This is a genomic window from Bdellovibrionales bacterium (genome assembly GCA_018266295.1).
Taxonomy (GTDB): Bacteria; Bdellovibrionota; Bdellovibrionia; order Bdellovibrionales; family Bdellovibrionaceae; genus JACMRP01.
In genome coordinates this window covers 81,497-107,684 of the sequence record JAFEAQ010000019.1, presented here as the reverse complement: position 1 = coordinate 107,684, position 26,188 = coordinate 81,497, and the positions used below count along the sequence as shown (strand labels likewise).

At 48.9% G+C, this 26,188-nt stretch carries 21 protein-coding genes and 1 riboswitch; of the genes, 9 read left to right on the top strand and 12 right to left on the bottom strand.

Translation table 11 applies throughout. The features are described from left to right. The first annotated feature begins 12 nt into the window (after positions 1–12). Both JSU04_17740 and JSU04_17735 read left to right on the top strand, forming a co-directional pair. The gene (locus JSU04_17740) at positions 13–804 is read left to right on the top strand and encodes an SDR family oxidoreductase (protein ID MBS1972158.1); all 792 of its coding nucleotides are present in this window, start codon (positions 13–15) and stop codon (positions 802–804) included. A gap of 89 nt (positions 805–893) precedes the next feature. Beyond that, complete coding sequence (locus JSU04_17735; protein ID MBS1972157.1) at positions 894–2,420, top strand: hypothetical protein; 1,527 nt, start codon at positions 894–896, stop codon at positions 2,418–2,420. A 73-nt stretch (positions 2,421–2,493) separates the two neighbouring features. On the opposite strand, the gene JSU04_17730 is transcribed toward JSU04_17735, so the two are convergent. From JSU04_17730 to JSU04_17700, 7 genes are all read right to left on the bottom strand, one after another. After that, on the bottom strand, positions 2,494–3,996 hold the full coding sequence (locus tag JSU04_17730) for a proline--tRNA ligase (protein MBS1972156.1): 1,503 nt from the start codon (positions 3,994–3,996) through the stop codon (positions 2,494–2,496). Then, positions 3,996–5,366: a sigma-54-dependent Fis family transcriptional regulator gene (locus JSU04_17725; GenBank protein ID MBS1972155.1), complete on the bottom strand. Its 1,371-nt coding sequence runs from the start codon at positions 5,364–5,366 to the stop codon at positions 3,996–3,998. Before JSU04_17725 ends, JSU04_17730 begins: the two co-directional genes overlap by 1 nt. Further along, entirely contained in the window at positions 5,363–7,558 is a 2,196-nt protein-coding gene (locus JSU04_17720) for a HAMP domain-containing protein (protein MBS1972154.1), read from the bottom strand. The genes JSU04_17725 and JSU04_17720 overlap by 4 nt, the downstream gene beginning before the upstream one ends. Before the next feature lie 85 nt (positions 7,559–7,643). Beyond that, positions 7,644–8,183: a 6,7-dimethyl-8-ribityllumazine synthase gene (locus JSU04_17715; protein MBS1972153.1), complete on the bottom strand. Its 540-nt coding sequence runs from the start codon at positions 8,181–8,183 to the stop codon at positions 7,644–7,646. Between the two features lie 10 nt (positions 8,184–8,193). Further along, the gene (ribB, locus tag JSU04_17710; protein MBS1972152.1) at positions 8,194–8,832 is read right to left on the bottom strand and encodes a 3,4-dihydroxy-2-butanone-4-phosphate synthase; all 639 of its coding nucleotides are present in this window, start codon (positions 8,830–8,832) and stop codon (positions 8,194–8,196) included. 8 nt (positions 8,833–8,840) lie between these two features. Then, positions 8,841–9,443 (bottom strand): riboflavin synthase, encoded by a 603-nt coding sequence (locus JSU04_17705; GenBank protein ID MBS1972151.1) that lies wholly within the window; start codon positions 9,441–9,443, stop codon positions 8,841–8,843. A 116-nt stretch (positions 9,444–9,559) separates the two neighbouring features. Next, positions 9,560–10,657, bottom strand: a complete 1,098-nt coding sequence (locus tag JSU04_17700; GenBank protein MBS1972150.1) for a hypothetical protein — start codon at positions 10,655–10,657, stop codon at positions 9,560–9,562. 549 nt (positions 10,658–11,206) lie between these two features. Between JSU04_17700 and JSU04_17695 the strand changes: the two genes are divergently transcribed. Next, the gene (locus JSU04_17695; GenBank protein MBS1972149.1) at positions 11,207–12,451 is read left to right on the top strand and encodes a chemotaxis protein; all 1,245 of its coding nucleotides are present in this window, start codon (positions 11,207–11,209) and stop codon (positions 12,449–12,451) included. Between the two features lie 14 nt (positions 12,452–12,465). On the opposite strand, the gene JSU04_17690 is transcribed toward JSU04_17695, so the two are convergent. The 4 genes from JSU04_17690 to JSU04_17675 form a co-directional block, all read right to left on the bottom strand. Next, entirely contained in the window at positions 12,466–12,921 is a 456-nt protein-coding gene (locus JSU04_17690) for a DUF3465 domain-containing protein (protein MBS1972148.1), read from the bottom strand. Further along, a riboswitch (purine riboswitch) is annotated at positions 12,913–13,009 on the bottom strand. (Overlaps the previous gene by 9 nt.) Before the next feature lie 174 nt (positions 13,010–13,183). Then, complete coding sequence (locus JSU04_17685) at positions 13,184–14,746, bottom strand: DHA2 family efflux MFS transporter permease subunit (GenBank protein MBS1972147.1); 1,563 nt, start codon at positions 14,744–14,746, stop codon at positions 13,184–13,186. 15 nt (positions 14,747–14,761) lie between these two features. Beyond that, entirely contained in the window at positions 14,762–15,607 is an 846-nt protein-coding gene (locus JSU04_17680; GenBank protein MBS1972146.1) for an HlyD family secretion protein, read from the bottom strand. Between the two features lie 23 nt (positions 15,608–15,630). Further along, on the bottom strand, positions 15,631–16,956 hold the full coding sequence (locus tag JSU04_17675) for a TolC family protein (GenBank protein MBS1972145.1): 1,326 nt from the start codon (positions 16,954–16,956) through the stop codon (positions 15,631–15,633). A gap of 80 nt (positions 16,957–17,036) precedes the next feature. Between JSU04_17675 and JSU04_17670 the strand changes: the two genes are divergently transcribed. Then, positions 17,037–17,558, top strand: coding sequence for a MarR family transcriptional regulator (locus JSU04_17670; GenBank protein ID MBS1972144.1), 522 nt, complete (start codon positions 17,037–17,039; stop codon positions 17,556–17,558). Positions 17,559–17,608: 50 nt separating this feature from the next. On the opposite strand, the gene clpB is transcribed toward JSU04_17670, so the two are convergent. Continuing rightward, positions 17,609–20,176, bottom strand: a complete 2,568-nt coding sequence (gene clpB / locus JSU04_17665; protein MBS1972143.1) for an ATP-dependent chaperone ClpB — start codon at positions 20,174–20,176, stop codon at positions 17,609–17,611. A 68-nt stretch (positions 20,177–20,244) separates the two neighbouring features. On the opposite strand from clpB, the gene JSU04_17660 reads away from it, so the two are divergent. From JSU04_17660 to JSU04_17640, 5 genes are all read left to right on the top strand, one after another. Beyond that, a complete protein-coding gene (locus JSU04_17660; protein MBS1972142.1) occupies positions 20,245–20,499 on the top strand; it encodes a hypothetical protein in 255 nt (84 codons plus the stop codon). Between the two features lie 802 nt (positions 20,500–21,301). After that, positions 21,302–22,135 carry a flagellin FliC gene (locus JSU04_17655; protein ID MBS1972141.1) on the top strand — a complete coding sequence of 278 codons (834 nt, stop codon included), beginning with the start codon at positions 21,302–21,304 and terminating at the stop codon, positions 22,133–22,135. Positions 22,136–22,446: 311 nt separating this feature from the next. Next, a complete protein-coding gene (locus JSU04_17650) occupies positions 22,447–24,603 on the top strand; it encodes a hypothetical protein (GenBank protein ID MBS1972140.1) in 2,157 nt (718 codons plus the stop codon). Between the two features lie 162 nt (positions 24,604–24,765). After that, positions 24,766–25,518, top strand: coding sequence for a hypothetical protein (locus tag JSU04_17645; protein MBS1972139.1), 753 nt, complete (start codon positions 24,766–24,768; stop codon positions 25,516–25,518). 123 nt (positions 25,519–25,641) lie between these two features. Next, positions 25,642–26,178, top strand: a complete 537-nt coding sequence (locus JSU04_17640; protein MBS1972138.1) for a hypothetical protein — start codon at positions 25,642–25,644, stop codon at positions 26,176–26,178. Positions 26,179–26,188 lie beyond the last annotated feature (10 nt).

Here is a 26,188-nt window from a genome sequence, read left to right as displayed (position 1 = left end):
GATGGAGGCCTCATGACAGACTCATTCACCCTACTCACCGGCGCGAGCAGTGGCATTGGTTTTGAACTTGCGAAGATTTTCGCAGCTAAAAACCACAACCTCATCCTGACAGCCCGCTCGAAAGAAACCCTTGAGAAGCTGGCTGAAGACTTACGGAACACGCACAAAGTAAAAGTCGAAGTTGTTGCCTTGGATTTAGGTCTCGATTCTTCGCCTGAAACCTTGTTCAACTACTGCCAAGAACATGGCCTGAATGTAGATATCTTGGTGAATAATGCCGGTTTCGGAGACAACGTTGTTTTTGCGAGATCAGAGTGGCGCAAGCAGGCCCAGATGATGGACCTCAACATGAAATCCCTGACCCATCTTTGTCACCTTTTCATTCCCGAGATGATCGCCAACCGCGAAGGGGCCATTCTGAATGTGGCATCGACGGCGGCTTTCCAACCTGGACCTTTTATGGCGGTTTACTATGCGACGAAGTCCTATGTTCTGAGTTTCTCGGAAGCACTGAACGAGGAGCTTCGAGGCACCGGAGTGCACGTGACAACTCTGTGCCCGGGACCGACGATCTCCGGCTTTCAAGAGGCTGCCGGCATGGATACGACGTTGCTTTTCAAAATGCCGATTCCAAACAGCCGCATTGTTGCTGAGTATGGCTATCAATCTTTGATGGCGAAAAAATCGGTCGCTGTTCAAGGCTGGGCGAATAAGCTGATGGCATTTTCTGTACGCCTTTCTCCGCGCGGGCTGCTTGTACGAGTGGTTCGTCTTCTGCAAGAAAAGCGCATGGGAGCATCCTGACATAGGTCTAAGAATCCACTGAGAACTGTGTACAGAGCTTGGTTCAGAGAATTTCCCGCTAGATGATTTCAGTCTGGAGGGGATGTCCTATGAATGCACTCAAATCACTTTTCGTGATCTTGCTTTTCTCACAAATTACTCAAGCAGAATCACTCATCAACGTTAACAATCTCAATGAAACCCTAACGAAGAAAAATGCCACTTGGTTTGCGCGGGAAAACTCACTGACTCGCCTGCCGAAGCAAGATCTTCAGCGCATGATGGGCGTAAAAGATGATTTCTTTTCGGATGTCGAATTCGAAGCTCCCGAAGAGCTTTCTATTCAGCAATCTCTTCCTTCTTCTTTGGACTGGCGTAATAAAAATGGTCGTAACTGGGTGCCGCCGATTCGTAATCAAGCCAACTGCGGAAGCTGTGTCGCTTTTGCTTCGATAGCAGTGATGGAGACTCAGCTCAATATTTCGGCGCTGATCCCAGGGATGAATATCCGCCTTTCTCCGCAGCATCTTTTTGCTTGCGGTGGCGGTAGCTGTGACAACGGCTGGTATCCACTCGGCGCAATTGAGCAGTTGCAAAATGTCGGCGTCGCTGATGAGGCTTGCATGCCTTATACTTCAGGTGCAACTGCGAAAGATGCCGCTTGCGATGGCGCTTGTGCGGATGCTGCGAAACGTGCGTATAAAGTCACCGACTTCGGCACTCCAACTCGCTTCTTTAAAAATGTCACTGCGGTTAAAAAAGCTCTGCAACATGGTCCTGTGATGGCAACTTTGAGAATCTATACAGACTTCGTTGGTTATGCCGGCGGAGTTTATAAGCAGACTACGGGTGATCTATTGGGTGGCCATGCGATTGCCATCGTCGGATATGATGATAGCAAACAGGCTTACATCATTCGTAATAGCTGGGGCACGGATTGGGGCATCGACGGTTATGGCTATGTCGCTTATGACAATGGCGGGGCTCAGCTGGGTAAATCTACTTGGTGGATGGATGTTGATCTTGGGAATGGGGCTGCGATCGTGAACTACCCTCGCGATTACAGCTATATCACCGGCAAAGTTTCTTTCGATGCTTCTTCGACGAATAACAAAGCAGAGGGCATGCGCTACTCGGTCTTTGATAAATCCGGCAAGTCTGTTTGGACTGGAGAATGCCAGGGCCGCGGAAGCTGTAAAACGGACTTCGACAGCACCGCTTTTGCAGAAGGCCGCTATGAAGTTCAGGCTGTGGCGGTGAATGCGCACGGCGATAAGCTGGTATCTTCTACAAGACAGTTCTTCTATGTGGTGAATCAGAAGCCGACGATCAGTCTGTCTTTCAAAGGCGCTGACGGCGTTGATTTCAGTAAACCACTGGTTGATCGCCCGGAATTGCTCTTGAGTGTAAAATCGTCGAGCGTGCCTTTGAGTGGCGTTGAGTTCCATATTAAAACTCCGGCTGGCAAAGAGATCATTCGTAATTCCGAGACAGTTTTGGATCAGATGAAAATAGGCTTTAGAACCACGATTTTCCCGAATGGCAACTACGAAATTTGGCTCGTCGGTCGTGTGAAGAGCAACACAATGGACGTCTTCACAGAGACGCCGCACTTAAAAGTAAAAATAGCCAACTAGATTTCTATTTCAGAGCGCAAAAAAAAAGAGGAAGCCTTAGGGGCTTCCTCTTTTTAATTTTAAAAGATTCTAATTAGTAAGACTTCGCAAAAATAACACGTTTCTTAGACGGCTTACCAGTAAAGATACAGATGCCGTCTTCCGCCGGCCCATCGAGAGGGATACAGCGTGGAGTGACTTTTAACTTCGCGAGGATCTCGTGACCGATCGCCGCCTCATTCCAGTGAACAAGCGCAAAGCCACCCGCTTGAGACTCGGCATCGCCACCGAAGAAGGCTTCGAAGTCTTTCAGATTATCGATCTTCTTGGTATTGGCCTCACGATGTGCTTTAGCTTTGTTGAAGATGTTTTGCTGAATTTCTTCAAGGATCTTCGGCAAAGATTCTACAAACAAACCACGAGCCATTCCTGATTTTTCTTTAACACCTTTATCACGACGGCCGACGAATACTTCGCCTTTCGCCATATCGCGAGGGCCCACTTCTACACGAACTGGAACACCTTGCTTGATGTACTGCCATGCTTTATCGCCGCCGCGGATATCGCGGTCGTCGACTTTCACCATGATCGGTTGACCATCGTAGCGTGAAGCGCGGATTTCTTTTGCCAAAGTATTTACGTACTCAAGCACTTGTGTGCGCTCTTCATCGTTACGGTAGATCGGCATGATGGCTACGTGAAGTGGGGCAATTTTTGGCGGCAACACCAAGCCGTCGTCATCACTATGGGTCATGATGAGGCCGCCGATCATACGAGTCGACATACCCCAAGAAGTCGTCCATGCAATCTCTTCTTTGCCCTCTTTACTGAGGAACTTAATGCCGGAAGCTTTTGCGAAGTTCTGTCCCAAGAAGTGAGACGTGCCTGATTGCAAAGCCTTATTATCCTGCATCATCGCTTCGATAGTGTAAGTATCAACTGCGCCTGGGAATCTCTCGTCTGGAGTTTTCATCCCTTTCGTCACTGGAATCGCCATGTAGTTCTCGGCAAAGTCAGCGTAAACGTCCAACATTTTCAGAGTTTCTTCTTTAGCTTCTTCAGCTGTCGCGTGAACAGTATGCCCCTCTTGCCAGAGGAATTCCGCTGTGCGGAGGAACATACGCGTACGCATTTCCCAGCGCATAACGTTGCACCATTGATTCACGAGAATTGGCAAATCACGGTAAGACTTAACCCATTTTGCGTATTGGTGACCGATGATCGTTTCGCTGGTTGGACGAATGATCAAAGGTTCTTCGAGTTTACCGTCTGGAATCAATTTGCCGTCTGGTCCGGCTTTCAAACGATGATGAGTAACCACCGCGCACTCTTTTGCGAATCCCTCAACGTGTTCAGCTTCCTGCTCAAGAAAGCTCAATGGAATCAAAAGTGGGAAGTAAGCATTCATGTGGCCGGTTTCTTTGAACTTGCCATCGAGAACCTTTTGCATGTTTTCCCAGATCGCATAGCCCCATGGTTTAATCACCATGCAACCGCGAACCGGCGAGTTCTCAGCCATATCAGCGGCCTTGATGACCTCCTGATACCATTCTGGATAATTTTGCGCGCGTGTAGGAGTAATTGCTGTTTGTGACATTATGATACCTCGATGCCGTAAGACTTAATCTTACGATGTAAATAGCTTCTTTCAAGTCCAATCACTTCAGCGGTCTTGCTGATGTTGCCGCCGTTTTCAGCAATTTTCTTGAGAAGGTATTCTTTTTCGAAACGCGCACGAGCTTCACGGAAGGTCGACATCGCGTCCATGCTCATTTTATCGTCTTCTTTGCCGACAAGACCGGCAAAGCGCACGTCATGCAAATCAACGAACTCGCCTGGAGTGAGGATGTACACGCGCTCGATGAAGTTCTTCAACTCGCGCACGTTGCCCGGCCACTCGTATTTCATCATGGCCTCCATCGCTTGCTCCGAGAAGGCCTTTTTCAAATAACCACCCTCACGAGCTACGTGGTCGCTGAAGTAAGAAGTCAAAACTGGAATGTCCTCTGGACGCTCGCGCATGGTCGGCATACGGAACGGGATGATGTTGAGTTTATAGTAGAGGTCTTCACTGAAACGGCCTTCTTTAACCATTTTTTCAAGATCTTTGGTCGTCGTGGCGATGATGCGAACGTCGCCACGGATTTCTTCAGAGCCACCGACACGGTAATAAGCTTTCGTCTCGTAGAATTTTACGAGACGGTGTTGAACTTCCGGAGTCAAAGCCGCGACCTCATTGAGGAACAACGTCCCGCCCTGAGCGAGATCGAGCTTTCCTTTTTTAACTTTTTCCACACCGGGCATTGCGCCCTTCTCGATACCGAAGATTTCGCTCTCGAGAAGATCTTCAGGAATCGTACCGCAGTTCACGTCGACGAAAGCTTTACCTGCGCGCGTGCTGAGGTAGTGGATGTTTTGCGCCGCCAGCGCTTTACCTACGCCCGGCTCGCCGGCAACGAGAATCCAAGACTGCGTCGGCGCCATCTTCGCGATGATTTGCTTTGTCGCCATGATCGCCGGCGCTTCACCGATGAGAGCAATGCTCTTACGGAGTTTATTTAAGAGCAAAACCTTCTCTTCACGCTCAGCTTGGTAGTTCAAGATGTTTGAGATGATGATCGTGATCTTGTCCATTGAAAGCGGCTTCTCGATAAAGTCGTAAGCGCCAAGCTTCGTTGCTTTTACGGCAGTCTCGATCGTTCCGTGGCCGGAGATCATCACGAAGTCCACTTGCGGGAATTCTTTGCGGGCTTGATTCAAAACCTGAATCCCATCGAGATCGCCCGGCATCCAGATGTCGAGGAAGACGATGTCAGGATTAAACTGACGAATCGCCTGAAGGCCCGAAACGCCATCTTGGGCGCTAGAAACGGTGTAGCCTTCATCTTTGAGAGTCGCGCCCAAAACCTCGCGGATCGGTGCTTCGTCGTCGATAATCAGGATTTTGTATTTTTTGTTTTCGCTCATACTTTATTCCCTGCCTTTGACGGGCTCCAGGCGTCAACGACGTTTACTGGAAGTTCCATCAGCATTTTAGTTCCTTTAGGCTCATTCGCAGTCGCGCGGATGAAGCCATTATGATCTTCAATAATTCTTTTAACGATCGGAAGGCCGAGACCGGTGCCTCCCTCTTTAGTGCTGTAATAAGGCTCAAAGATGCGGTTGCGTTCTGCTGCCGGAATCCCCTCGCCGTTGTCTGCCACGGTCAGGCGGACGATCTTAAGATCCGCATCGTAGCGAGTGGTGATCGTAATCACAGGCTCAGCCTCTTTGCTGAGAGCTGCCACGGAGTTGTCGATCAAGTTCACGAACACGCGACGGATTTGATCCGGGTCGAATTTAAACTCTGGCAAGTTCGGATCCTCTTGGAAGTCGAACTTCACATTCGGATGCGCCTGACGGAAGACCATCAGAGACTCTTCGATGACTTTGTTGAGCGTTCCCGTCACAGGTTTACTTTGCGGCAAGCGGGCGAACTGACTGAACTCGTTAACCATTTTCTTCAAATCATCGACTTGGTGAATGATCATGTTCGTGCATTCGCTAAATGCCGGATCCGTGACCTGCGCACCAAACTTGCGTTGCAGGCGTTCTGCAGAAAGTTTGATGGGTGTCAGCGGATTCTTAATTTCGTGGGCGATACGACGAGCGACTTCCGTCCAAGCCGCCGCACGCTGAGCATTGACGATTGGGCTCATGTCGTCGAAGACGAGAATCATACCGACTTCCTGACCACGTTCGTCTTTCAAGATCGATAGATTCATTTGCAGCGGGATCGATTGGCCTTGAACATTCACATGGAATTCTTTCGAGATGTTTTCAATCTTGTGATCCTGCATGGTCTTGAGCAATTCAGAGAAAGTGCGGAAATATTCAAGAGTCAAAAGCTCACGCACTGGACGGCCGACGTATTTCGCTGGATCGATCTTAAGCAGATCCGCCGCGTGACGATTGATCGTTGTGACCTGGCCGTTTTGACCTACAGAGATCACACCCGTGCTGACGTTCCCGAGCACAACTTCGATGTAGCGATTGTGCTGATCCAAATCTTGCAAAGTATTATGTAACTCACGCTCGGACGTTGCGAGAGTCTCAGTCATTTTATTAAACGACGTGATCAGCAATGAGATCTCTTCACTGCCGGAGCTCGTTTCAATTTTCTGTGTGTAGTCTCCGCCGGCAACTCGCAAGGTCGCTTTACCCAGCTGCACGAGCGGCACCGCCAGCTGACGAGCGAGGTAGAAACCAAACCAAGTCGCGGCGAGCAGAATCACAAATGTGATCAAGAACAAGATGATCAGGTAAATAGATTTGAGCGGATATTCAAGCGGATTGATGTCGCGGAACTCTTCGTAGGCGGTCCCCACGTCGTTCATCCGCGAAATCAACGACAGCGGAACGAAGCTTGATACAACGATGGCACCACGATCTTCGCCCTCTTTCACCGGCACGATCACGCGAACGAGATTTCCTTCACCGAATTGATGAATGGTACTCCACTCGCGATGGGCCTTGACGCCCTTCTGTAAGAACTCAAGAGAGACCGGCGGAATTGGCGGAATGTTGTCATCCTCAGAGAACGACGACATGCGGCCCTGGAACAACGAAGGATAGTATTCAACCGAATCAAGAGCATATTCTTTACGAAGCTGATTGATGGTTTTTTGAATTGCGGCCGGGTTCCGTTCTTTTTGAACACGGTTCGCGATCTGGTGAGCAAAGTGATAGTTCTTGGTCTTTGTCCCCGCGTAGTACGCGTTGGTCACTTCGAGCGAACTCTTAAGAACTCCGACCATTTTTACGCTGAACCACTTATCGAAGCTCGAGTTGATATAAAACACCGAGATCACGAACATCAACAAGGTCGGGATTGTACTAAACGCCACGAACGCGGCAATCAGTTTGGCCTTCAAACTGCTGCCAAAGATCTTGCCCCGTCGCTCAACGAAAACTTTTACGACGTTACGGAAAATCAGGAAGATCAAAAGCAACAACAGGATGATGTTGAAGTTAACCAGACCAAAGAAGAAAATGCTGTGTACGAAAGGCAGCTGCTTGCTGGTTGCAAGAATGCGGATTTCAAACCAAGTCAGAAAGAAGACGAGCAAAGACAGCAGCGCGATGGTAATGAGCTCTCGGCGCCGTTTGCGGAACTCCATCTTCGGAGAAAGATCCACGACTTTGGCTTCGCGGATCTCGCTGTCTATTTCGACTTGGTTTTTCTTGTCTGCCATTTATGTAAGTTTATTTCTTTTTTGCTTTCTTGGTAGGCTTTTTTGCGGCCTTTTTCTTAGTGGCTTTTCCACCACGACGCTCTTGAGCCGACGAAGTCTTTGGTGCGCTCTTCACCGCGGCTTCTTTGCCGAGCTCAGTCAAAAGACCCATCATCTCTAAAACAACTTGAGCCGCTTCTGCACCTTTGTTGCCGTGTTTACCACCGGCACGGTCCATCGCTTGCTCTTCGTTTTCTGTCGTCAACACACCGAAGCCGATGGGTCTGTTGTATTCCAGCATCAGTGCTGTCACACCGCGCTCAACGCTGTTGCAAACATAATCATAGTGAGAAGTCTCGCCACGGATCACTGCACCCAAAGCAACAACACCCGTGCAGCCAGCATCGAATAATGCTTTACACGCCAGAGGAATCTCTACTGCGCCAGGAACTTTCACCGCTAAAACTTCAAGGCCTGTGCCTTCAAGATAGCTGAGAGCTCCTTCTTCCAATTTGTCTGTTACTTCGCTATTGAAACGAGCCGTAACGACTCCGACTTTGAATTGTGTCATGCTGATCCTCTTACTGAACAAGTTGTTTACCGGCCTCAGTTGTGCGGCGGTATTGAATCAAATCGACAATCGTGCCGATTTTTAGATTGTGCTTCTGTGCAAATTTTTTGAGATCCGGAACGCGCGCCATGGTGCCATCATCATTGATGACTTCACAAATCACCGCCGCCGGATTAAGCCCCGCAAGAACTGCAAGGTCCACGCTGCCCTCCGTGTGACCCGGGCGCTTCAACACGCCACCGTCTTTTGCACGGATCGGAAAAATATGACCCGGCATATGAACATCGGCCGCCTTCGCGTTTGGATTGGAGGCGACACGAATCGTGTGCGCGCGGTCTGCAGCCGAAATTCCTGTTGTCACCCCTTGAGCCGCTTCGATACTGACGGTGAACGCGGTTTTGTTAGATGAATGATTTCTGTCTTCGGGAACCATCTGCGGCAATTGCAGACGCTCCACTTGCTGGGCGCTCAACGGCAAACAGATCAGACCGCGAGCTTCACGCGCCATGAAGTTGATCGCTTCAGGAGTGACGTGATCCGCAGCCAAAACAAGATCACCTTCATTTTCACGATCTTCGTCATCAACCAAGATCACCATCTTGCCGGCGCGGATATCTTCGATCAGCTCCGTGATAGAATTGAAACTCACACTTAAACTCATGGAGCCTCCACATTTCTGGTCGCGGCGACGACAGCACGAGCCATGTAGTCTGGCTCGATGTTTGCGACCTGACCCACTTTGAGTGCGCCCAAGTTTGTACGTTTTAAAGTTTCAGGGATGAGACAAACTTCGACCACGGAGCCTTTGAGCTCATTCACCGTGAGGCTCACGCCGTTGATTGTAATGCTGCCCTTTTTCCAAACATACGGCAGAACTGACGACGCCACTTTCACATCAAGGAAAAAGGACTCGCCTTGCAATTCTGCACGAGTGACTTCCGCGAGACTATCGACATGACCGGTAACGAGATGACCATGAATGCGGTCTCCGAAACGCAAGGATCTTTCAAGATTTACTTGTTTGCCGATCCAGCTAGTTGGATTCCAGTTCAGAACGCGGATGGTTTCAGCCGCCAACGCAAAGGTCATTTGCTTTTCATCAAAGGCCTCAACAGTTAAACAAACGCCATCAACAGCGATGCTATCGCCTAAATGAAGATCATTGAAGTGCGTGGGTTTATTGATCTGAATGCGGTAAGCATTTACGAGCTCTTGCGAGCTTTGAATTTCGCTGACAGCCTCGACAATCCCTGAAAACATAAAAAGGCCCCTTTTGATGGGCCGGAAACTACACTCTTTACAGGGACTTGGCAAGAAAACGGGGGCCTTTTAAGCCCCCTTTTTTGTGGTTTTTTCACTCTCAGAGCGATTCAGCACTACTTTGAGCTTTTAGCCGCCGTTTTTGCCGTCGCGTCTGGAGCCAATTTGAGAATTTTCACCTTCGCGCCAAGGACAGGATTTTCATCTGTTTGGCTGATCACTTTACCGAAAGAAATCTCATCTCCAACTGAATCGAGTTCGATGGTCGCCACTGGGTTTGAGCCAGCGCCACCGTAATATTTTGAATTACATGGATCGCCTTCCCAGTAGTAGATCTCGTTGTAGATATTGAACTGATCACCGACTTTGGCGCCCACGTTGTTACCACCGAGGATCACCAAGTGAGTGTCGTGATCCATCAACACGCGAGAATACCATTCTTCTTTTGCTTTCAAGCCGTCGTACAAACTATTAGACGCCGTCGTCAGAGCCGTCTGCGTAACTTTTGCGAGTGGCGTTTGATAGTATGCGCTTGGGCCAATCGAGAACGCGCCGACATTCAAAGTGAAATTCACTTTTGTTTTCGTTTGCTTTGAAGTCACGTTCGCTGCTGACAAAAGACCCGCTGTCAGCGGATGAGTGGCCATCATGCTTAGATCCAGTTGTGCCCATTCAATATCAAAACCCAAACCCGTCAAACCGGACACATCCAAAGGACCCGCCGCATTGAAACCGATTTGCACGCCCACGCCACCGATCATCTCGAAGGCATTTACAGATCCTCCGATGCGCGCGTTTGGCAAGTTGATCAAGCACTCTGCATCTTTAGAGTACTGAGGTTTCTCGGACACACCATTATTCAACGCCGATGCTTTCATCATCACTTGGTCATTGCGTGATACATTCAGAGCTTTAGACTCCACACTGCTTGTGCTGACAGGAACTACTGGAGTTCCATATCTCAGAGCAAAGTGATCGCTATTTTGTAGTACGGCGTAGATTTGTTGATTAGCGACGTATTGGAAGTCGAAGCTACCGCCTTGAGGCAATGTAATAGACGGAGCGGTGATCTTACCCATTTCAACGATACGTTTGAGTTCGCGGGTTGCAACTGCTTCTTCCTGGCATGATTGGTTACCCATCATCATACCTGCTGCTGAACAAAGCATCCCGGCCTTTAGTACGTTCTTCAAAAACTTATTCTGTGGTCCCATCTGTTCCTCCCGTTTCCTTTGGTGACGATGGTGATTCTCTTTTTTCACTCGACTTAGATCCTTTCGGCCGGACTTTTGGTGCAGTTGAGGACTTTTTTCAACCAAAGTCGGGATCATGGAGTTTCGTCAAAAAGTTTTCCTGTATTAAAAAATCTGCGCGTGGCCACACAAAACACCCGTGGTCCAGTTTTCAAAATTTCGATCAGAGTTTAGCCATCTCGCTTTGTGATGCGTCTTTTTCAAGACGACTGTCGGAGCCAGAAAAGTCCGCAGCGAGAGTTCCGGAATGTTCGCAAACAACAGTTCCACATTTAGTGCAAATAATTGATTTTGTTAAGTTTATAACAGCGCCGCCGATAATTTAAAAAGGCAAAGGAAGTGTTCATGAAAGCTTTAGGGTTAAAGGCAAAAATCCTTTTATCAACAATTCCCCTGGTAGCAGCGGCTATCTTAGTGGGAGTCAAAATCTATCAATTTGGATTGGTGAAAGATCCTGAGATTGAACGCGCACTCGAAATTTCACGCATTATCAGTCAACAAGAGCTGCAAATGGTGAAGATGTCAGAGCATCTCCGCGGTTATCTTTTAAATCCGCAAAACAAAAAAAACTATGAGCTCAAAAAACAGGCCGATGATGCCTATGCAAAGTTGTCCGAGGATCTCACAGCTTTAGTTACAGACAGTGCTGAAATTACCGAGATCAATAAAAAGATGGCCGACTATGACGCCACAACTTTAGATAAAAAAGAAACAGAAGTGGCTCAGCTTGTGGAAAAAGGCGATGCCGGAGCGCTCGCCTATTATATGAACGAGTACGTCCCTGCGAGAAAAATCCAAGAGGACAACTTCGCCACGTTAAAAGAGAGCGCCGATAAGTTTTCACATGAGTTGATTGAAAAGATTGAAAAGCGCAAAGCCCAGTCCTCATACACGGCTTTGGGTGTTTTGATTGCGAGCTTCCTAATTGGTTTTGCGATTATCTTCCTCGTTCTGAATTCCGCGGTGACTGCGTTCTTAAGATCTATGACGACGCTAACCAAGACGACTCAAAACATGGACTCTACAATTGTGAACTTGAACACCCAAGGAGTGAACCTGTCCGGCAACTCAAATACGGTGGCGGCTTCTCTTGAAGAGACCGTGGCTTCCTTGGAAGAGATGACGTCGATGATTAAGATGAATTCCGAAAACGCAAAACAAGCGGCTTCTTTATCGACTCAAGCGCAGGAAGTTGCGGTTCGCGGCGAACAAGGAGTTCAAAATCTTGTGTCTTTCATGAATGAGATCGCCAAGTCTTCAAAGCAAATTGCGGATATCATCAATGTGATCGATGATATCGCCTTTCAGACCAACCTCTTGGCGCTCAATGCGGCAGTTGAGGCCGCTCGCGCCGGTGAGCAAGGCAAGGGCTTTGCGGTCGTTGCAGATGCAGTCCGGACGCTGGCACAAAAGAGTGCCGAATCGGCAAAAGGCATTTCAACTTTGATTAAAGACTCGGTTGAGAAAATGGATAAAGGTGTTCTCGTTGCCTCTGAAAGCGGCACGGTCCTTGCCGAAATTGTTCAATCGATTAAGAAAGTCAGTGCTTTGAATGAGGAAATCTCGACCGCGAGCCAAGAGCAATCACAAGGCGTTGGTCAACTGACTCAAGCGATGAATCAAATTGACCAGTCTGTGCAGTCTAATGCCTCTGCCACGGGCGAGATCAGCAATATTGCAAAAGAAGTGAATGGCCAAAGCGAAAGCCTCAAGACCGTCGTTCAACAGCTCACTCACCTGATCACAGCGGCTTAATCGCCGCCTGGGAATTAGTTACCTCTGTCTTCGTGATCGGTGTCGCCATAAACGACACCGTTCAAATACACGTAGCCGTCAGGGCGATTGTGTTTTGGGTCATCATGCAACCAGTGGATTAAGCCGCCGTTGGGAGTTTGAATATACTGACCACCCACGCCGAACTTATCGCCAATCTTAACTGGAACACGAGCTCCCATATCTGAATTGTAAATCACCGTGATCGTCTGACCATCCGAAAGCTTGGCTTGCCATTTCTGATGTGGCAAACCCGTCGTATCATCAGGCAAAATGTTTGAAACCGTGAGATTCCCGGCCTCGACATAATACACATTCTGATGACTTTCTTCGGCTGCTACGAGAGCTGAATCGTCCGAGATTTTTCCTGGATGATCGCCGCTTTGGGCGAAGCTCAAAGAAGTGTTAAAGATCAAAGCTATCGTGATAGCAATGAGAAACTGCTTGTTCATGATATCCTCCGTAGACGGACTTTTGCGGAGCCCGGTAGAAACACCCCGCCAATTCGGGGTTTATACGTTTGGCAGGAATAAGATCATGGTCTACAGCCGACTGTCATCACCAGAAAATGGGTCTGAACGAGAAGTAATCTTGGTGTAATGTAGAGTTAATAAAAGCGTCTATTGAAGCTTTGGCAGAGCTCAGCCCGCCCGTTGAAATTAATTCCTGATTCCAAGGCTATAAAAAAAGCCCGGTTCATCACCGGGCTTCTTCTTAGTGAGCATCGACCACTTTCGTAGGGCCTTCTTTCAGACGAATTCTCCACAGAGGGATGAAACCAATGGCTACGATGAACATCAGGATAAAACAGAGCTGTAAGAAGCTCATCATGAAGACTTGATTTTGCACGCGTCCCCAGATGCTCTTAATCGCTGCTTCAGTTCCATGATAGAAGCCGACTCCGTCGGACATCTTGCTGTTCATGCCGTTGACAGTGTTGTAGTACTGCGCTTGCACAGCGGGATTCAACAATGACACCTTGTTAGAAATATCCGCGTAGTTCTGATAGTTGTGCTTGGTAAGAATGGTCCCCACCATCGCGACACCAATGCTGCCGCCGATTTGACGGAAAAGATTCAGCAAGCCTGATACCTGCCCTAGATCCGGCCCCTTAAATTGGCTAAGGATCGATGAATTGATTGGCACGAACAAGAAGGCCATCCCGAAACCGCGCACATAAAGCAGATTCAGCACCTCTGCCTTCGACGATTGTGGAGCCAGGCCCGACATCATCCACAAACAGACCTCCAGGGAAAGGAAGCCGATCGCAATCAGGTACTTTGGATTCACACCCTTCATCATCATGCGACCGATAAACGGCATCATTAAGGCCGTTAAGAGCGAACCCGGAATAAACAGAGCCCCCGTCTGGGTGGCATCGTAATGGAAAACGCGCCCCACAAAGACAGGCAAGATAAAGACCACGGCGTATAGGAAAAATCCCAAGCAGCCCATCAACATCACACCGTTTTGCACGAGGGGATTTTTGAACATGCGCATATTGATGATAGGATTTTTAACTTTTAGCTCCCACCAAATAAAGGCCGGGATACACACTGTTGCAATGATGGTATTGAGCAAGATCACTTTTGACGAGAACCAGTCGTCGGCTTCACCGCGTTCAAGGACGAATTGCAGACAACCGATACCGAGGACCAACAAAGCAAATCCCGTCCAATCGAGTTTTGGCTTTTCAGCAGCGGCTTCACCGGCTTGCGGAGCACGATCAAAGATGACACTCATACCAACAACCAAGGCCAAAATACCGAGTGGAAGATTGATATTGAAAATAGATCTCCAACCGAAGTTATCAGTCAGATAACCACCCATCACCGGACCCAAAGTAGGGCCGACCATGACACTCATCCCGAAGATGGCGCCTGCAATACCTGCTTTTTCTTTCGGGAATTGTTCATAAATCAGCGTTTGAGATGTCGGCAACAAAGCGCCACCGAAGAGACCTTGTAAGATACGGAAAACAATTAACGTCGTTAAATTCGGTGCGAGACCGCAAGCCACGGACGTCAAAGTAAATGCCGTGATACATCCGAGGAAGTATTTGCGGCGACCGATGCGTTCACTGAACCAGCCAGAGATCGGCAAGACGATGGCGTTCGCGATCGCATAGCCGGTGATCACCATACTGATATCCTCGAGCGTCGCCCCGAGATTCCCCATCATGGTCGTGAGTGCCACGTTCACGATGGAGGTATCGATGATTTCCAGCAATGAGGCTAAGACCGCGACAAATATAATCAGCGGATTCGGCTTATTCATAAAACCCTCAGGTTATTAGTTCTTTTTCACTTTCACGTAAGCAGAAAGACCGGCGCGCAAAAGCTCAAGATCCGCATCCGCGAGATTCTCAAGTTTGATTTTCACTGGCACACGCTGCACCACTTTTGTGAAGTTGCCTGTCGCATTGTCTGGAGGCAAGAGCGTGAAAGTAGCTCCCGTCGCCGCACTCAACGCTGAAACGCTGCCGTGATAACTTTTGCCACCGATGGCATCGATTTCAACATCCACGGTGCTGCCAACTTTGATAGAGCCGATTTCGGTTTCTTTAAAGTTCGCCATCACCCAGCGCTCAGAGCCGCCGACAAAACCAATCAAAGGAACGCCTGCCGAAGCCAACTGACCGACTTCAACCGATTTCTTTGCAATCGACCCATCCATCGGAGCTTTGATTTTGGTATTTTCAAGATTCAACTTCGCTTGATCGACTTGTGCAGAAACAGCTTCATACTTCGATTTTACTTCCGAGTAGTTTGCAGTTGCCGTGTCGTACTGTTGAGTACTGACGGCGCTCTGTTTGTAGAGCTCAGAAATACGCTGGTAGTTGCGCTCGGCGTCTCTGCGGCGTGATTCAAGGCTGAGCAGCTCACTTTGGACCTGCTTCAAAGTGTTTTGGTAATCGCGGCTGTCGATTTCAGCCAGCACATCCCCGGCTTTTACCTTTTGACCCTCAACCACTTTGACCTCAACGATATAACCCGGCACTTTCGCCGCTAGCATCACCACCGGCGCCTCGATCTGCGCGTTGTCCGTTGTGACATACATGATTTGCTCGAACCCGAAGTACGCAATTGCGACAGCTGCAACCGCTCCTGCGCCCATTAAAATCTTCTTCTTATCCATAAATCCCTGCTTTCAAAAAATTCTTAATTAAAATTCAAATATTTATTACCGGTGGTGAGTTCTAGATTGACCAAGCTTTCAAGGGAACCCATCTGCGCATTCACCATCAATGCGCGGGCTCTGAAAAGCTCCGCTTCGGCATCCAGCAAATCCGTGTCAGTTCTGGTTCCGACTTTCTTCCCTTGGCGAGCCAAGCGAACGGATTCTTCTGCTTTTACAACGTCGTTCTGACGAGCCTTGAAAACAGTTCCATAATAGAGATACTTTCTTTTCCAGAACTCAAGATCCTGCTGCGCTTTCAAACGCGCCTGTACGAGAGTTTTCTCTGTTTGTACGGATTGCTCAAAAGCCTGATGGTCACGGGCAATCGAAGTCATCCCGTCAAACAGGTTCCAAGTCATACTGAGACCCACTTGATAGGCATTACGGAAATTATCCCAGTCATCGTACTTATCATTACGGTTATTATAATATTGATATTGGCCAAATACAGACAAACGTGGCACCCAGTAGCTGCCGGCCGCTTTTGAAAGGCTTTGCGAACCCTCGGTGCGTAATTCCAACGCTTGCAAATCAGGACGTGAGCTCAAAGATTCTTTACGAAGACCTTCTGTGTTCTTAGGGTTAAACGCCGGCCAAACGCCAGTCAGAGCGCGCTCGTCTTTTTCAAGACCCATCACTTCTGCAAGCTTCGTGCGGGCCACCGCAAGGTTGTCCGTCGCATTGAGAACTTCAGACTCAGCTTCACTGACTTGCACTTCGACGCGAAGAACGTCATAGTTCGTCGACATTCCTGCTTTCTTAAAAAGATTCACGTCACGCAAGTGATCTTGCAACGTCTTTAAGTTTTGCTCCGCGACCTGAAGAAGATCTTTTGCCGCGAGTGTTTTATAAAACTGAAGAATGACCTCACGGCTTAATTGAAACTCCGCCCAGTCGTATTCTTTTTGAGCTGCAGAAGAGAACGAACTTGCCGAAGAATAACGACGAACGCCCGCCATGCCTTCAAACAACGGATAAGTTGCTGTGATGGCAAGATTTGTCGTTGGAACAACGCCCGGTACAGAAACCGGTGCGCCACCGAGAGAGATATCCGTAAAGACATATTTCTTATCAAAAAGGTAACTTGCTGAGGCCTGCACAGAAGGCAGGAAAGTATTTAACGCTTCGGTCTTTTTCCAAGCGACTTCTTCTTGCGCAGATTTTGCTTTCTGAATACGCGGCGAGTGAGTCTCAGATTCACTGATCGCTTGTTGCACAGTCAGCTCTTGCGCAAACGATGTCGATGCAAGTAAGTGGGCGGCGAAGAAGGCAAAAGAAAGACGTTGACTCAACTTGAGAAGGTGCATGAGGACCTCGGTCGTTTTACTTATCGTTTAATTCCCAAATGGTTTGCTGAACTAACCATTTGTGTTAGAATCTATCATATATGACGACAAAATCACCAAAAAAACCAAAGCTGGCTCAAATCAAGAACGAGATGATAGGTGCCCATCGGAGAGCGCCCCCGTCGGCGGGCGGAATGCTCCACCCGGTTTTGGAAAAGCACCTAGGCTATTGTCTATATAAGGTGGCTTTAAAATTTAGATCCATCGTCGACGGATACCTTCTCGATGCGGGACTCGTCGCCCCACAATTCGGCATCTTGAATATTCTTAAAGAATCGGACGGTCTTAACCAGGTTTCATTAGGCCTGCAAATGGGCATCGATAAGGCAACCATTGTGAAGCTGATCGACGGTCTTGAGAAACTCAGCTATGTCGTGCGCGTGAGTTCTGAAACCGACAGACGCGAGAAATACTTGCAAATCACTCCGCGTGGTCGAAAGTTCCTGGATCAGATCACTCCCGAAATGCGAAAGCTTGAAACCGACTTCCTCGAACCACTCAGTGCCGAAGAAAAGAAGATCCTGCTCGGAGCGATCCCAAAATTGATGAAACCGCGAACATAAAAAAAGCCCCTCAGAAGAGGGGCTTTTTTAGTTAGAAGATTGTTTAGCGGTTATTTTTTGCTGATCTTGAGTCCGCCATCGCCGGATTCCACTTTCACTTGATCTCCCGCCCGCACATCGCCGGCAATGATCTGCTTTGAAAGCGGGTTCAGCAATTCGTTTTGGATCACGCGCTTCAAAGGACGAGCACCATATACCGGGTCGTAGCCTTTCTTCGCGAGATACTGAATCGCCGAATCTGCGAAGTCGATCGCAATCTTCTTCGCTTTTAGACGTTGCTCAACCAAATCAAGCTGCACTTTCACAATGCCTGCGATTTGTTTTTCGCCAAGGGCTTTAAACATCACGATCTCATCGATGCGGTTTAAGAACTCAGGACGGAAGTGCGCACGCATTGCCTCGTTGACGGCTTTGGTTTTTGCTTCTTCGCTCATATTCGGATCGATGATCGCATGCGAACCAATATTTGAAGTCATAATCAGGACCGTATTTTTAAAGTCTACGGTACGGCCTTGACCGTCGGTTAAGCGTCCATCATCCAAAACCTGCAGCAGGATGTTGAAAACATCCGGATGAGCTTTTTCAACTTCATCCAAGAGCACCACGCTGTAGGGTTTACGACGAACGGCTTCCGTCAACTGACCGCCTTCTTCGTAGCCCACATATCCCGGAGGCGCGCCGACCAAACGAGCCACAGAATGCTTTTCCATGTACTCACTCATATCGATACGAACCACGGCTTGCTCGTCATCAAACAGGAACTCCGCGAGAGCCTTTACCGTTTCGGTTTTACCGACACCCGTCGGACCCAAGAAAATGAAAGTCCCGATAGGACGGTTTGGATCAGAAATCTCAGCACGCGCCCGACGAATGGCATCCGCCACCGCTGTCAGCGCATGATCCTGACCGACAACGCGTTTCTTCAATTGCTCCTCCATGTGGAGAAGCTTGTGCGACTCGCTCTCAAGCATTTTTGAAACTGGAATGCCCGTCCATTTCGCGATGACTTCCGCCACGTCTTCAGGACTGACTTCTTCTTTCAACATGCGAGTCTCATTCGCCGACTTCTGACTGCGAGCCTCGAAGTCTTTGAGCTTCTTTTCCATCTCAGGCAGTTTGCCGTATTTTAATTCCGCCGCCTTGCCGAGATCGCCTTCGCGCTCTGCTTTTGCGACTAAATTTTTAGCCTCTTCGATGTCGGCTTTGATTTTCTTAATCTGTTCAATGCCGCCTTTTTCAAAATTCCATTGCTCGCGCAATTGCTGATTCTGCGCCGTCAGATCTTTGATTTCTTTTTCAATGATCTGTAAGCGGTCCTTGGCACCCTCGTCTTTTTCTTTCTTCAAAGCTTCTTTTTCAATTCTGAGCTGCATGAGTTCGCGCTCGATCTTATCGATCTCTTCCGGCACGCTCTTCGTTTCGATACTGAGCTTACTTGCCGCTTCGTCGATCAAGTCGATCGCTTTATCCGGCAAGAAACGGTTTTGGATATAACGATGCGAGAGCTTCACCGCCGCAACCAGTGCGGAGTCCATGATACGGATCCCGTGATGGAGTTCGTACTTTTCTTTGAGACCACGCAAAATCGTGATCGCATCATCGACACTTGGTTCATCGACAAGCACAGTCTGGAAACGGCGTTCAAGAGCCGCATCCTTTTCGATGTACTTGCGATACTCATCCAAAGTCGTCGCACCGATACAGCGCAACTCACCACGGGCCAATGCCGGCTTCAACAACTGACCGGCGTCCATCGCACCTTCAGTCTTCCCCGCACCCACGAGATTATGGATCTCGTCGATGAAAAGAATAATCTGACCGTCACTTGAGGTGACTTCTTTGATTACGGCTTTCAAACGGTCTTCGAACTCGCCACGATATTTCGCGCCGGCAATCAAGGCGCCCATATCGAGCGACATCAGTTTTTTGCCAATAAGATTTTCGGGCACGTCCTGTTTCAGGATGCGCACGGCAAGACCTTCCGCGATTGCGGTTTTACCCACGCCTGGCTCCCCGATCAGAACCGGATTGTTTTTTGTACGACGTGAAAGCACCTGAATCACGCGACGGATTTCTTCGTCACGACCGACCACGGGGTCGAGCTTTCCTTCGGCCGCGAGTGCCGTTAAATCCCGGGCGTACTTGCCAAGGACTTCGTATTTGTTTTCTGGATCATCATCTGTCACTTTTTGGTTTCCTCTAACTTCCCGAAGAGCCTGAACCGTTGGATCATGCTTCACGTGATGCTTTTTAAAAAAAGCATTCAACTCACTATCGCTCATTCCGAGCATTGCTAACAAAAAGTGCTCGGTGGAGATATAGGCATCTCCCCAGTCTGCAGCCACCTGATTAGAAACTGTAAACAGTTTTTGTAGGCGGTTGCTGGCAAAAATCTTTTGACCGCCACCGCTCACGCGGGGCAGTTTATCGATCTTCGATTTCAAGTCTTCTATCATTGATTTGACGGAGAGATTTTGCTTCTCAAGAACACGAGGAACGATGCCCTCAGACTGTTGCAAAAGCTCCAGCAAGAGGTGCTCGGGCTCCACTGAGGGATTGCCGCGAGTTTCAGCGTTTTGGGCAGCGGCCTGCATGGCCTCCTGACTTTTACGCGTCATTTTTTCAATGTCGTTGCTCATGATGTCCTCCGTCTGTATTAAGAATGAGGCCTCAGGAGAGATTGTCAATGTTCGGCGGTAAACCTAACCCAAAATTTCAACCAAAACGCATACATCCTTCCATTAAGAAGGACGGGATCAATCCAACGGATTATCTCAAATATGACTTCCGCACGGCCTGCGAAGACTGCTCGCATTTTAATTCGATTTCGGTGACCTGTACGCTCGGCTATAAGACGGGGCCGCATCTGCGTGCGCAGCAGCAGGCTGATTACAATATGTCAGGTAAAATAGCTCAGTGTCGTTTTATTGAGATTGATTAGAGCTCCCTTAACCATACTGGCTGCGCCGAAGTACATCCATCCATGTGAATCGAGGACTCTGTCCTCGAGCTCCAGCTACAGCCGGCCATCGTGGCCGGCTGTCCAACGTACAATGAAGACAAGTACTAACGCTGCTCTTGAGCTCCCAAGTGACGTCGGAAGGGCGGCCACGACGGCCGGCCTTTACGGGGTTCGGGGCAGTCGCCCCGATTGCAGGATGCAGAAAGAGGTGCGGAGCCAGCAGAAAAAGCCACCCCACACCGCCTAACTAAAACCGACTAAAATCCATTTTCCAAAACAAAGCCCAGTAACAAAAAGTCCCCGCTAATTTTTGACTCATCCAAAGTCCCGTTTCCCCTCTGAAAATCCACCCAAAGTATTGTAACAGACTGACGCAGGACAATCCTTCGTCCTGATTCCCCTCTGAGAGTCCCACTATCCTTGGGCTAGTATTGTAAAAAAAGCGCAAAACCCGCCTACAGTCCTGTCAAGACTTCGTCGCGAATCCCGATCTTAAACGCATCAATGAGTTTTTGTATTCACACTTACTAATGTGGATCCAGGACGGACCGGAGAGAGAGCAACAAGGTCACACTCTCTCCTAGTAAACCGAAAGGAGGGCCTTCACGGATGAGATAAAAAACGAACAATAGAATGTTCAGTTAGTTTTCTTAAATAGTAATAGGCCAAAGAAAATAAAAATCGGCTCGGATGCCGCCCCCACAAAAATGGACTCGGGGGAAATAAAAACAAGGAAGGTATTGAGATGAAAAAAATAAATTATTAAACGGAGGAATTTTAAATGGGAATGCGTGTAACAACAAATATTTCGGCTTTGAACGCTCAAAGAAACTTGATCGGTAGCCAACGTCAAATCAACAGCTCTATGGCTCAATTGGCTTCTGGTAGCCGTATCAATAAAGCTGCTGACGACGCTGCAGGTTTGGCAATCAGTGAAAACTTGAAAGCTCAAATCCGCTCTGGTGTACAAGCTCAACGTAATGCGAACGATGGTATCTCAATGGTGCAAACTGCTGAGGGTGGTCTTAATGAGATCGGCAACATCGTAGTTCGTCTTCGTGAGTTGGGTATCCAAGCTGCTTCTGATACAGTTGGACAAACTGAGCGCGGTTTCGTGGATAAAGAGGTTCAACAGTTGAAATCTGAGATTCAACGTATCGCTTCAGTAACTACTTGGGGTACTACAAAATTGTTGGATGGTTCTACACCAGACTTCGATTTCCAAGTTGGTTTGTTCAACAATCAAGAAGAAGATCGCATCACTTTCCACGCTGGTGAAAACGTTGCAACTCTCGATGCTCTCGGATTGTCAGGTCTTGACTACACTTCTAAAGAAGGTGCTCAGTCAGCTCTTGCACTCCTCGATGCTGCTCAAACTTCAGTGAATGGTACTCGCGCTAATCTTGGTGCCCTTCAAAATCGTTTGACTTCGACTGTTGACAACTTGGGTGTTGCTACTGAGAACATGTCTGCGTCTAACTCACGTATCCGTGACACTGACGTAGCTCAGGCTTCTTCTGAGATGACTCGTAACAATATCTTGTTGCAAGCTGGTACTTCGACTCTTGCTCAAGCGAACCAAGTTAACCAATTGGCTTTGAAACTGATCGGTTAATAGTCAGAAATAAAAGCGGCGGGCCCTGCTCGCTGCTGAGCTCGATAAAAAATAAAATGCCGATGGCCAACCCCATCGGCATTTTTCTTTTTTCGTAGCCCACGGCACTGGCCCTTTTGTGGTCGAAAAAATTGGAACAGGACCTTTTTTGGAACACATGGGTACAATTTGAAATCCTGATTTTGAATTTTCAGTATTCGCCTTGAGCGGAGCGTTCCTAAACTTATTCTATGGAACATCAGCGCCGCCAGTTTTTAAAGTCTGTTCTCGCCTCTTCGGTTTTACTCACTTTCAAAGAAGCTTTGGGAGGAATGATTCCGTTTGCTTTCTGGAAACAACCATCGGCTTCAACTTCTCTCAGCTTATGGACCTGGGGAGAAAACGGCCTCGGTCAAATGGCCGACGGCACGATCCTCGACAAATCAGCACCTGTGCAAATCGGCGCACTCACAAACTGGAGTGACATTTGCGCGGGAGCAAACCACGCTCTGTCACTGAAAACCGACGGCACGCTTTGGAATTGGGGCACCAACAACAACGGCCAGCTCGGTGACGGCACTCGCACCAACCGCAGCTCACCGGTCCAAGTGGGCGCTCTCACCGACTGGGCGTCGATCATAACTAACAACAATCACTCGCTCGCTCTTAAATCCAATAACAACCTCTATGCGTGGGGAAACAATCAACAAGGTCAGCTCGGAGACGGCACTCGCACGAACCGAAGCTCTCCGGTGCTGATTGGCTCGCTCACCGACTGGAGTAAAATCTCTGCGGGGGGCTCGCACAGCGCTGCCATAAAAACGGATGGCACAATGTGGAGCTGGGGATCCAACACCTACGGCGCCGTCGGTGACAGCACATTCATCAATCGCAGCTCTCCGGTGCAAGTGGGCACGGACACGACGTGGACCTCGATCACCAGCGGCGGCTGGCATACAATGGCGGTGAAAACCGATGGAACTCTTTGGGGAATGGGTGATAACTCCTGGGGGCAGATCGGCTTTGTATCAACAACACCGATACAAGCAAATACAGATTCATGGCTTGAGGTTTCGCAAAGAAATATCGATAGCGAGCAAAACACCATCACCGGCATCGGCGGTGGCTTAGGGGTGCGTGCAGACGGCACACTCTGGGCTTGGGGAAATGGTTACGACGGCCAGTTGGGTAACGGACAAAATACCACTGTCAGACAATACCCCGTTCAAATTGGCGCCCTCACGACATGGACAAAAGCCACCGTCAATACCTGGAGCTCGATGGCTCTAAAAAGTGACGGCACACTGTGGTCTTGGGGCCTTGATCGCAACGGCAGTATCGGCGATGGCGCAACGACGAGCCGAAGCTCTCCGGTGCAAATCGGTGCGGGCTCGACGTGGGTGAAAATTGCCGCGGGAACTTCTCATAACGTTGCGATTAAATCAGATGGCACCCTCTGGGCCTGGGGCGCTGGTTACGATGGCCAACTGGGAGTCGGCGGGTACACCGCTTGCTCGGTCCCCACCCAAGTCGGCACAGACACCGATTGGCAAGATGTTTCCGCAGGTTCTTACTTCACTGTTGCTGTGAAAACCGGCGGCACCCTTTGGAGCTGGGGCAAGGCCAACTCCGGTGAACTCGGCCTAGGCTCCGCCAGCCAATCCATCACAAGCCCTGTTCAAGTCGGCACACTGACTGACTGGAAATCCGTCTCTTGCGGCGTTTGGCACACGCTTGCGATAAAAACCAACAACACGCTTTGGGCGTGGGGATGGAATTCCGACGGCCAACTCGGAAGCGGCAACAGAACTCACCGCAGTTCGCCGGTACAAATTGGGTCGGCTTCTTGGAAATATGTTTCCGCCGGAGCTTTCAATTCCGCAGCGATTAAAAGCGACGACACTCTTTGGGTGATGGGCTACGGTGGCTTCTTTACGCTCGGCCAAGGCAGTGGCAATAGCCGCAGTTCACCAGTGCAAGTCGGCAGTGATACCTGGTCCCGGGCCTCTGTGGGTTACGCCCAAATGATGGGAGTTAAAATCGATGGCTCCATGTGGGGCTGGGGCATCAACACCTTCGGCGAACTCGGCTTCCTCTACAACTTCCCTCGCCAAGTCGGAACCGTGACAAACTGGAAGCAGATTTCCGCCGGTGAATCTTTCACCATCGGAATTAGAACCGATGGCACGCTGTGGGCTTGGGGCCGCAATGACGGCGGCCAGCTCGGATTTAATCCCGGCTCTGATCAATATGCTTTTTCGCCGGTTCAAGTCGGCAGCGGCACAACGTGGAGTAAAGTGAAAGCCGGAGCGTCACACGTCATCGCGCAGAAAGCCGACGGCAGCCTCTGGGCTTGGGGCACCAATCCTTCGGGACAGCTTGGAACTGGAAATACCACGACCACGTCCTCCCCTGTACAGATCGGAACCGACCTGACATGGGCGAAGATCTCAGCCGGTGGCTCACACTCCCTCGCACTCAAACCATAAGGCGCGTAGCTGATCCCGGTTTTTTCGCCAAAGTTATCGACAAGCCCGGCGTTTGGTCCGGGGATTTTGAATTTTTCTGTATAACTATTTTACTAATAATATCAAATATTTAACTAAAGTCTGCCCGACCTTTATCCGAAAAATAAGGTGTCGGGAGGACTTATGTTACGACCAACCATCTTCAAAAGTTTAGCAGTCACTTGCGCGCTTCTGAGCCTTACTGCATGCGGCAGCAACGGCGGTTTTGAGTTTGCTAACTCGGTTTTCGACAATAGCGGCAATCGCTCTAGCTCTGTAGGCAATGGTGGCGTAGATCCAGGTGTCAATCCAGCCGACCCGGATGCATATCAAAAGCTCCAATATAAAGGAACGATCTCTGGCGGTAGCGATGACGGTACTTTGGTCGTTGATATCGACAAGACAAACAATGCGCTTTTACTGATCCTCCCACTCCAGGTAAATCCATATATCGAAAGTGCTCAGGGAACTATTCCAGACCTTCCAGACGTCACTTTCATGACTTACAAAGACGACAAGGGAGCTTCTTACCTGGCGGTGAGTGTTCCTTTACGCTATGTGCGCAAAGGAGCAAGCTTCTTAAACCCTGCTCGTTTGCCAAATGGAGATGCACTTCCGCAGGTCGCCAGTGGCGAGTTGCCAAGCGTTGCGATTGCGATTCCAGGCAAAAATAACGTGAAGTTCAATTTTTACATCGGCGTCAATGTGGTCGGAGTGTTTCTTTCCAGCCCATTTGATCCTTATGTTGCAATCAATTTCCCGATCCGCAGAGGCGTGGACACGATTGGTTATTTCGCCACAGTGCCTGCGAAGAGCGGTTTCAATGGCGGCTTCTTCATGAATACGCAAATGCCGGATTCTATAGCAGCAATCATCGATGACCACTTCCGCTTCTAATGACCATAGTGTGACGTAAAGGACTTAGGTCAGGAGACTGTGAGAGTATAATTATCTATTGCTTGCCCCCTAAAAAATCGCTAGGCTCTATTCCATGCGATTTAACTTCTAAGGGGGCACCTCATGGCAAAAAAAGCATCGAAAACTAAAAAAGCAAAAAAAGCGGCGCCAAAAAAGGCTGCCAAAAAAGCAACTAAGAAAGCAGCTCCTAAAAAAGCCGCTAAAAAACCTGCAGCGAAAAAAGCGACTAAAAAGGCCGCTCCAAAAAAAGCTGCTAAGAAAGCTGCCCCTAAGAAAGCAGCTAAAAAGCCTGCAGCGAAAAAAGCGGCTGCTCCGAAAAAAGCAGCTAAAAAATCTCCAGCTCCAAAAGCTAAAGCTGCGGCAGTCGGTGCGGTTGTAGGTGCTGCAACTGTTGCTGCAATCAAACCTGAAACTGCTTTGGATGATATCTCTAACGAGTTCGACGACGAAGCTGAACTTGATAGCATGGTTGATATCGAAGAAGAGCCAATCAACGAAGAAGAAGGTTGGGAAGACGCTGAAGAGCAAGAAGACGATTCTTTCGAAGACTTGGAAGATACAACGAACAAGTCTGACGATGATGAAGACGATGACGATGAAGACGAAGAAAACGACGACGATGAAGAAGGTTACTTCTAATCTCTGAGTT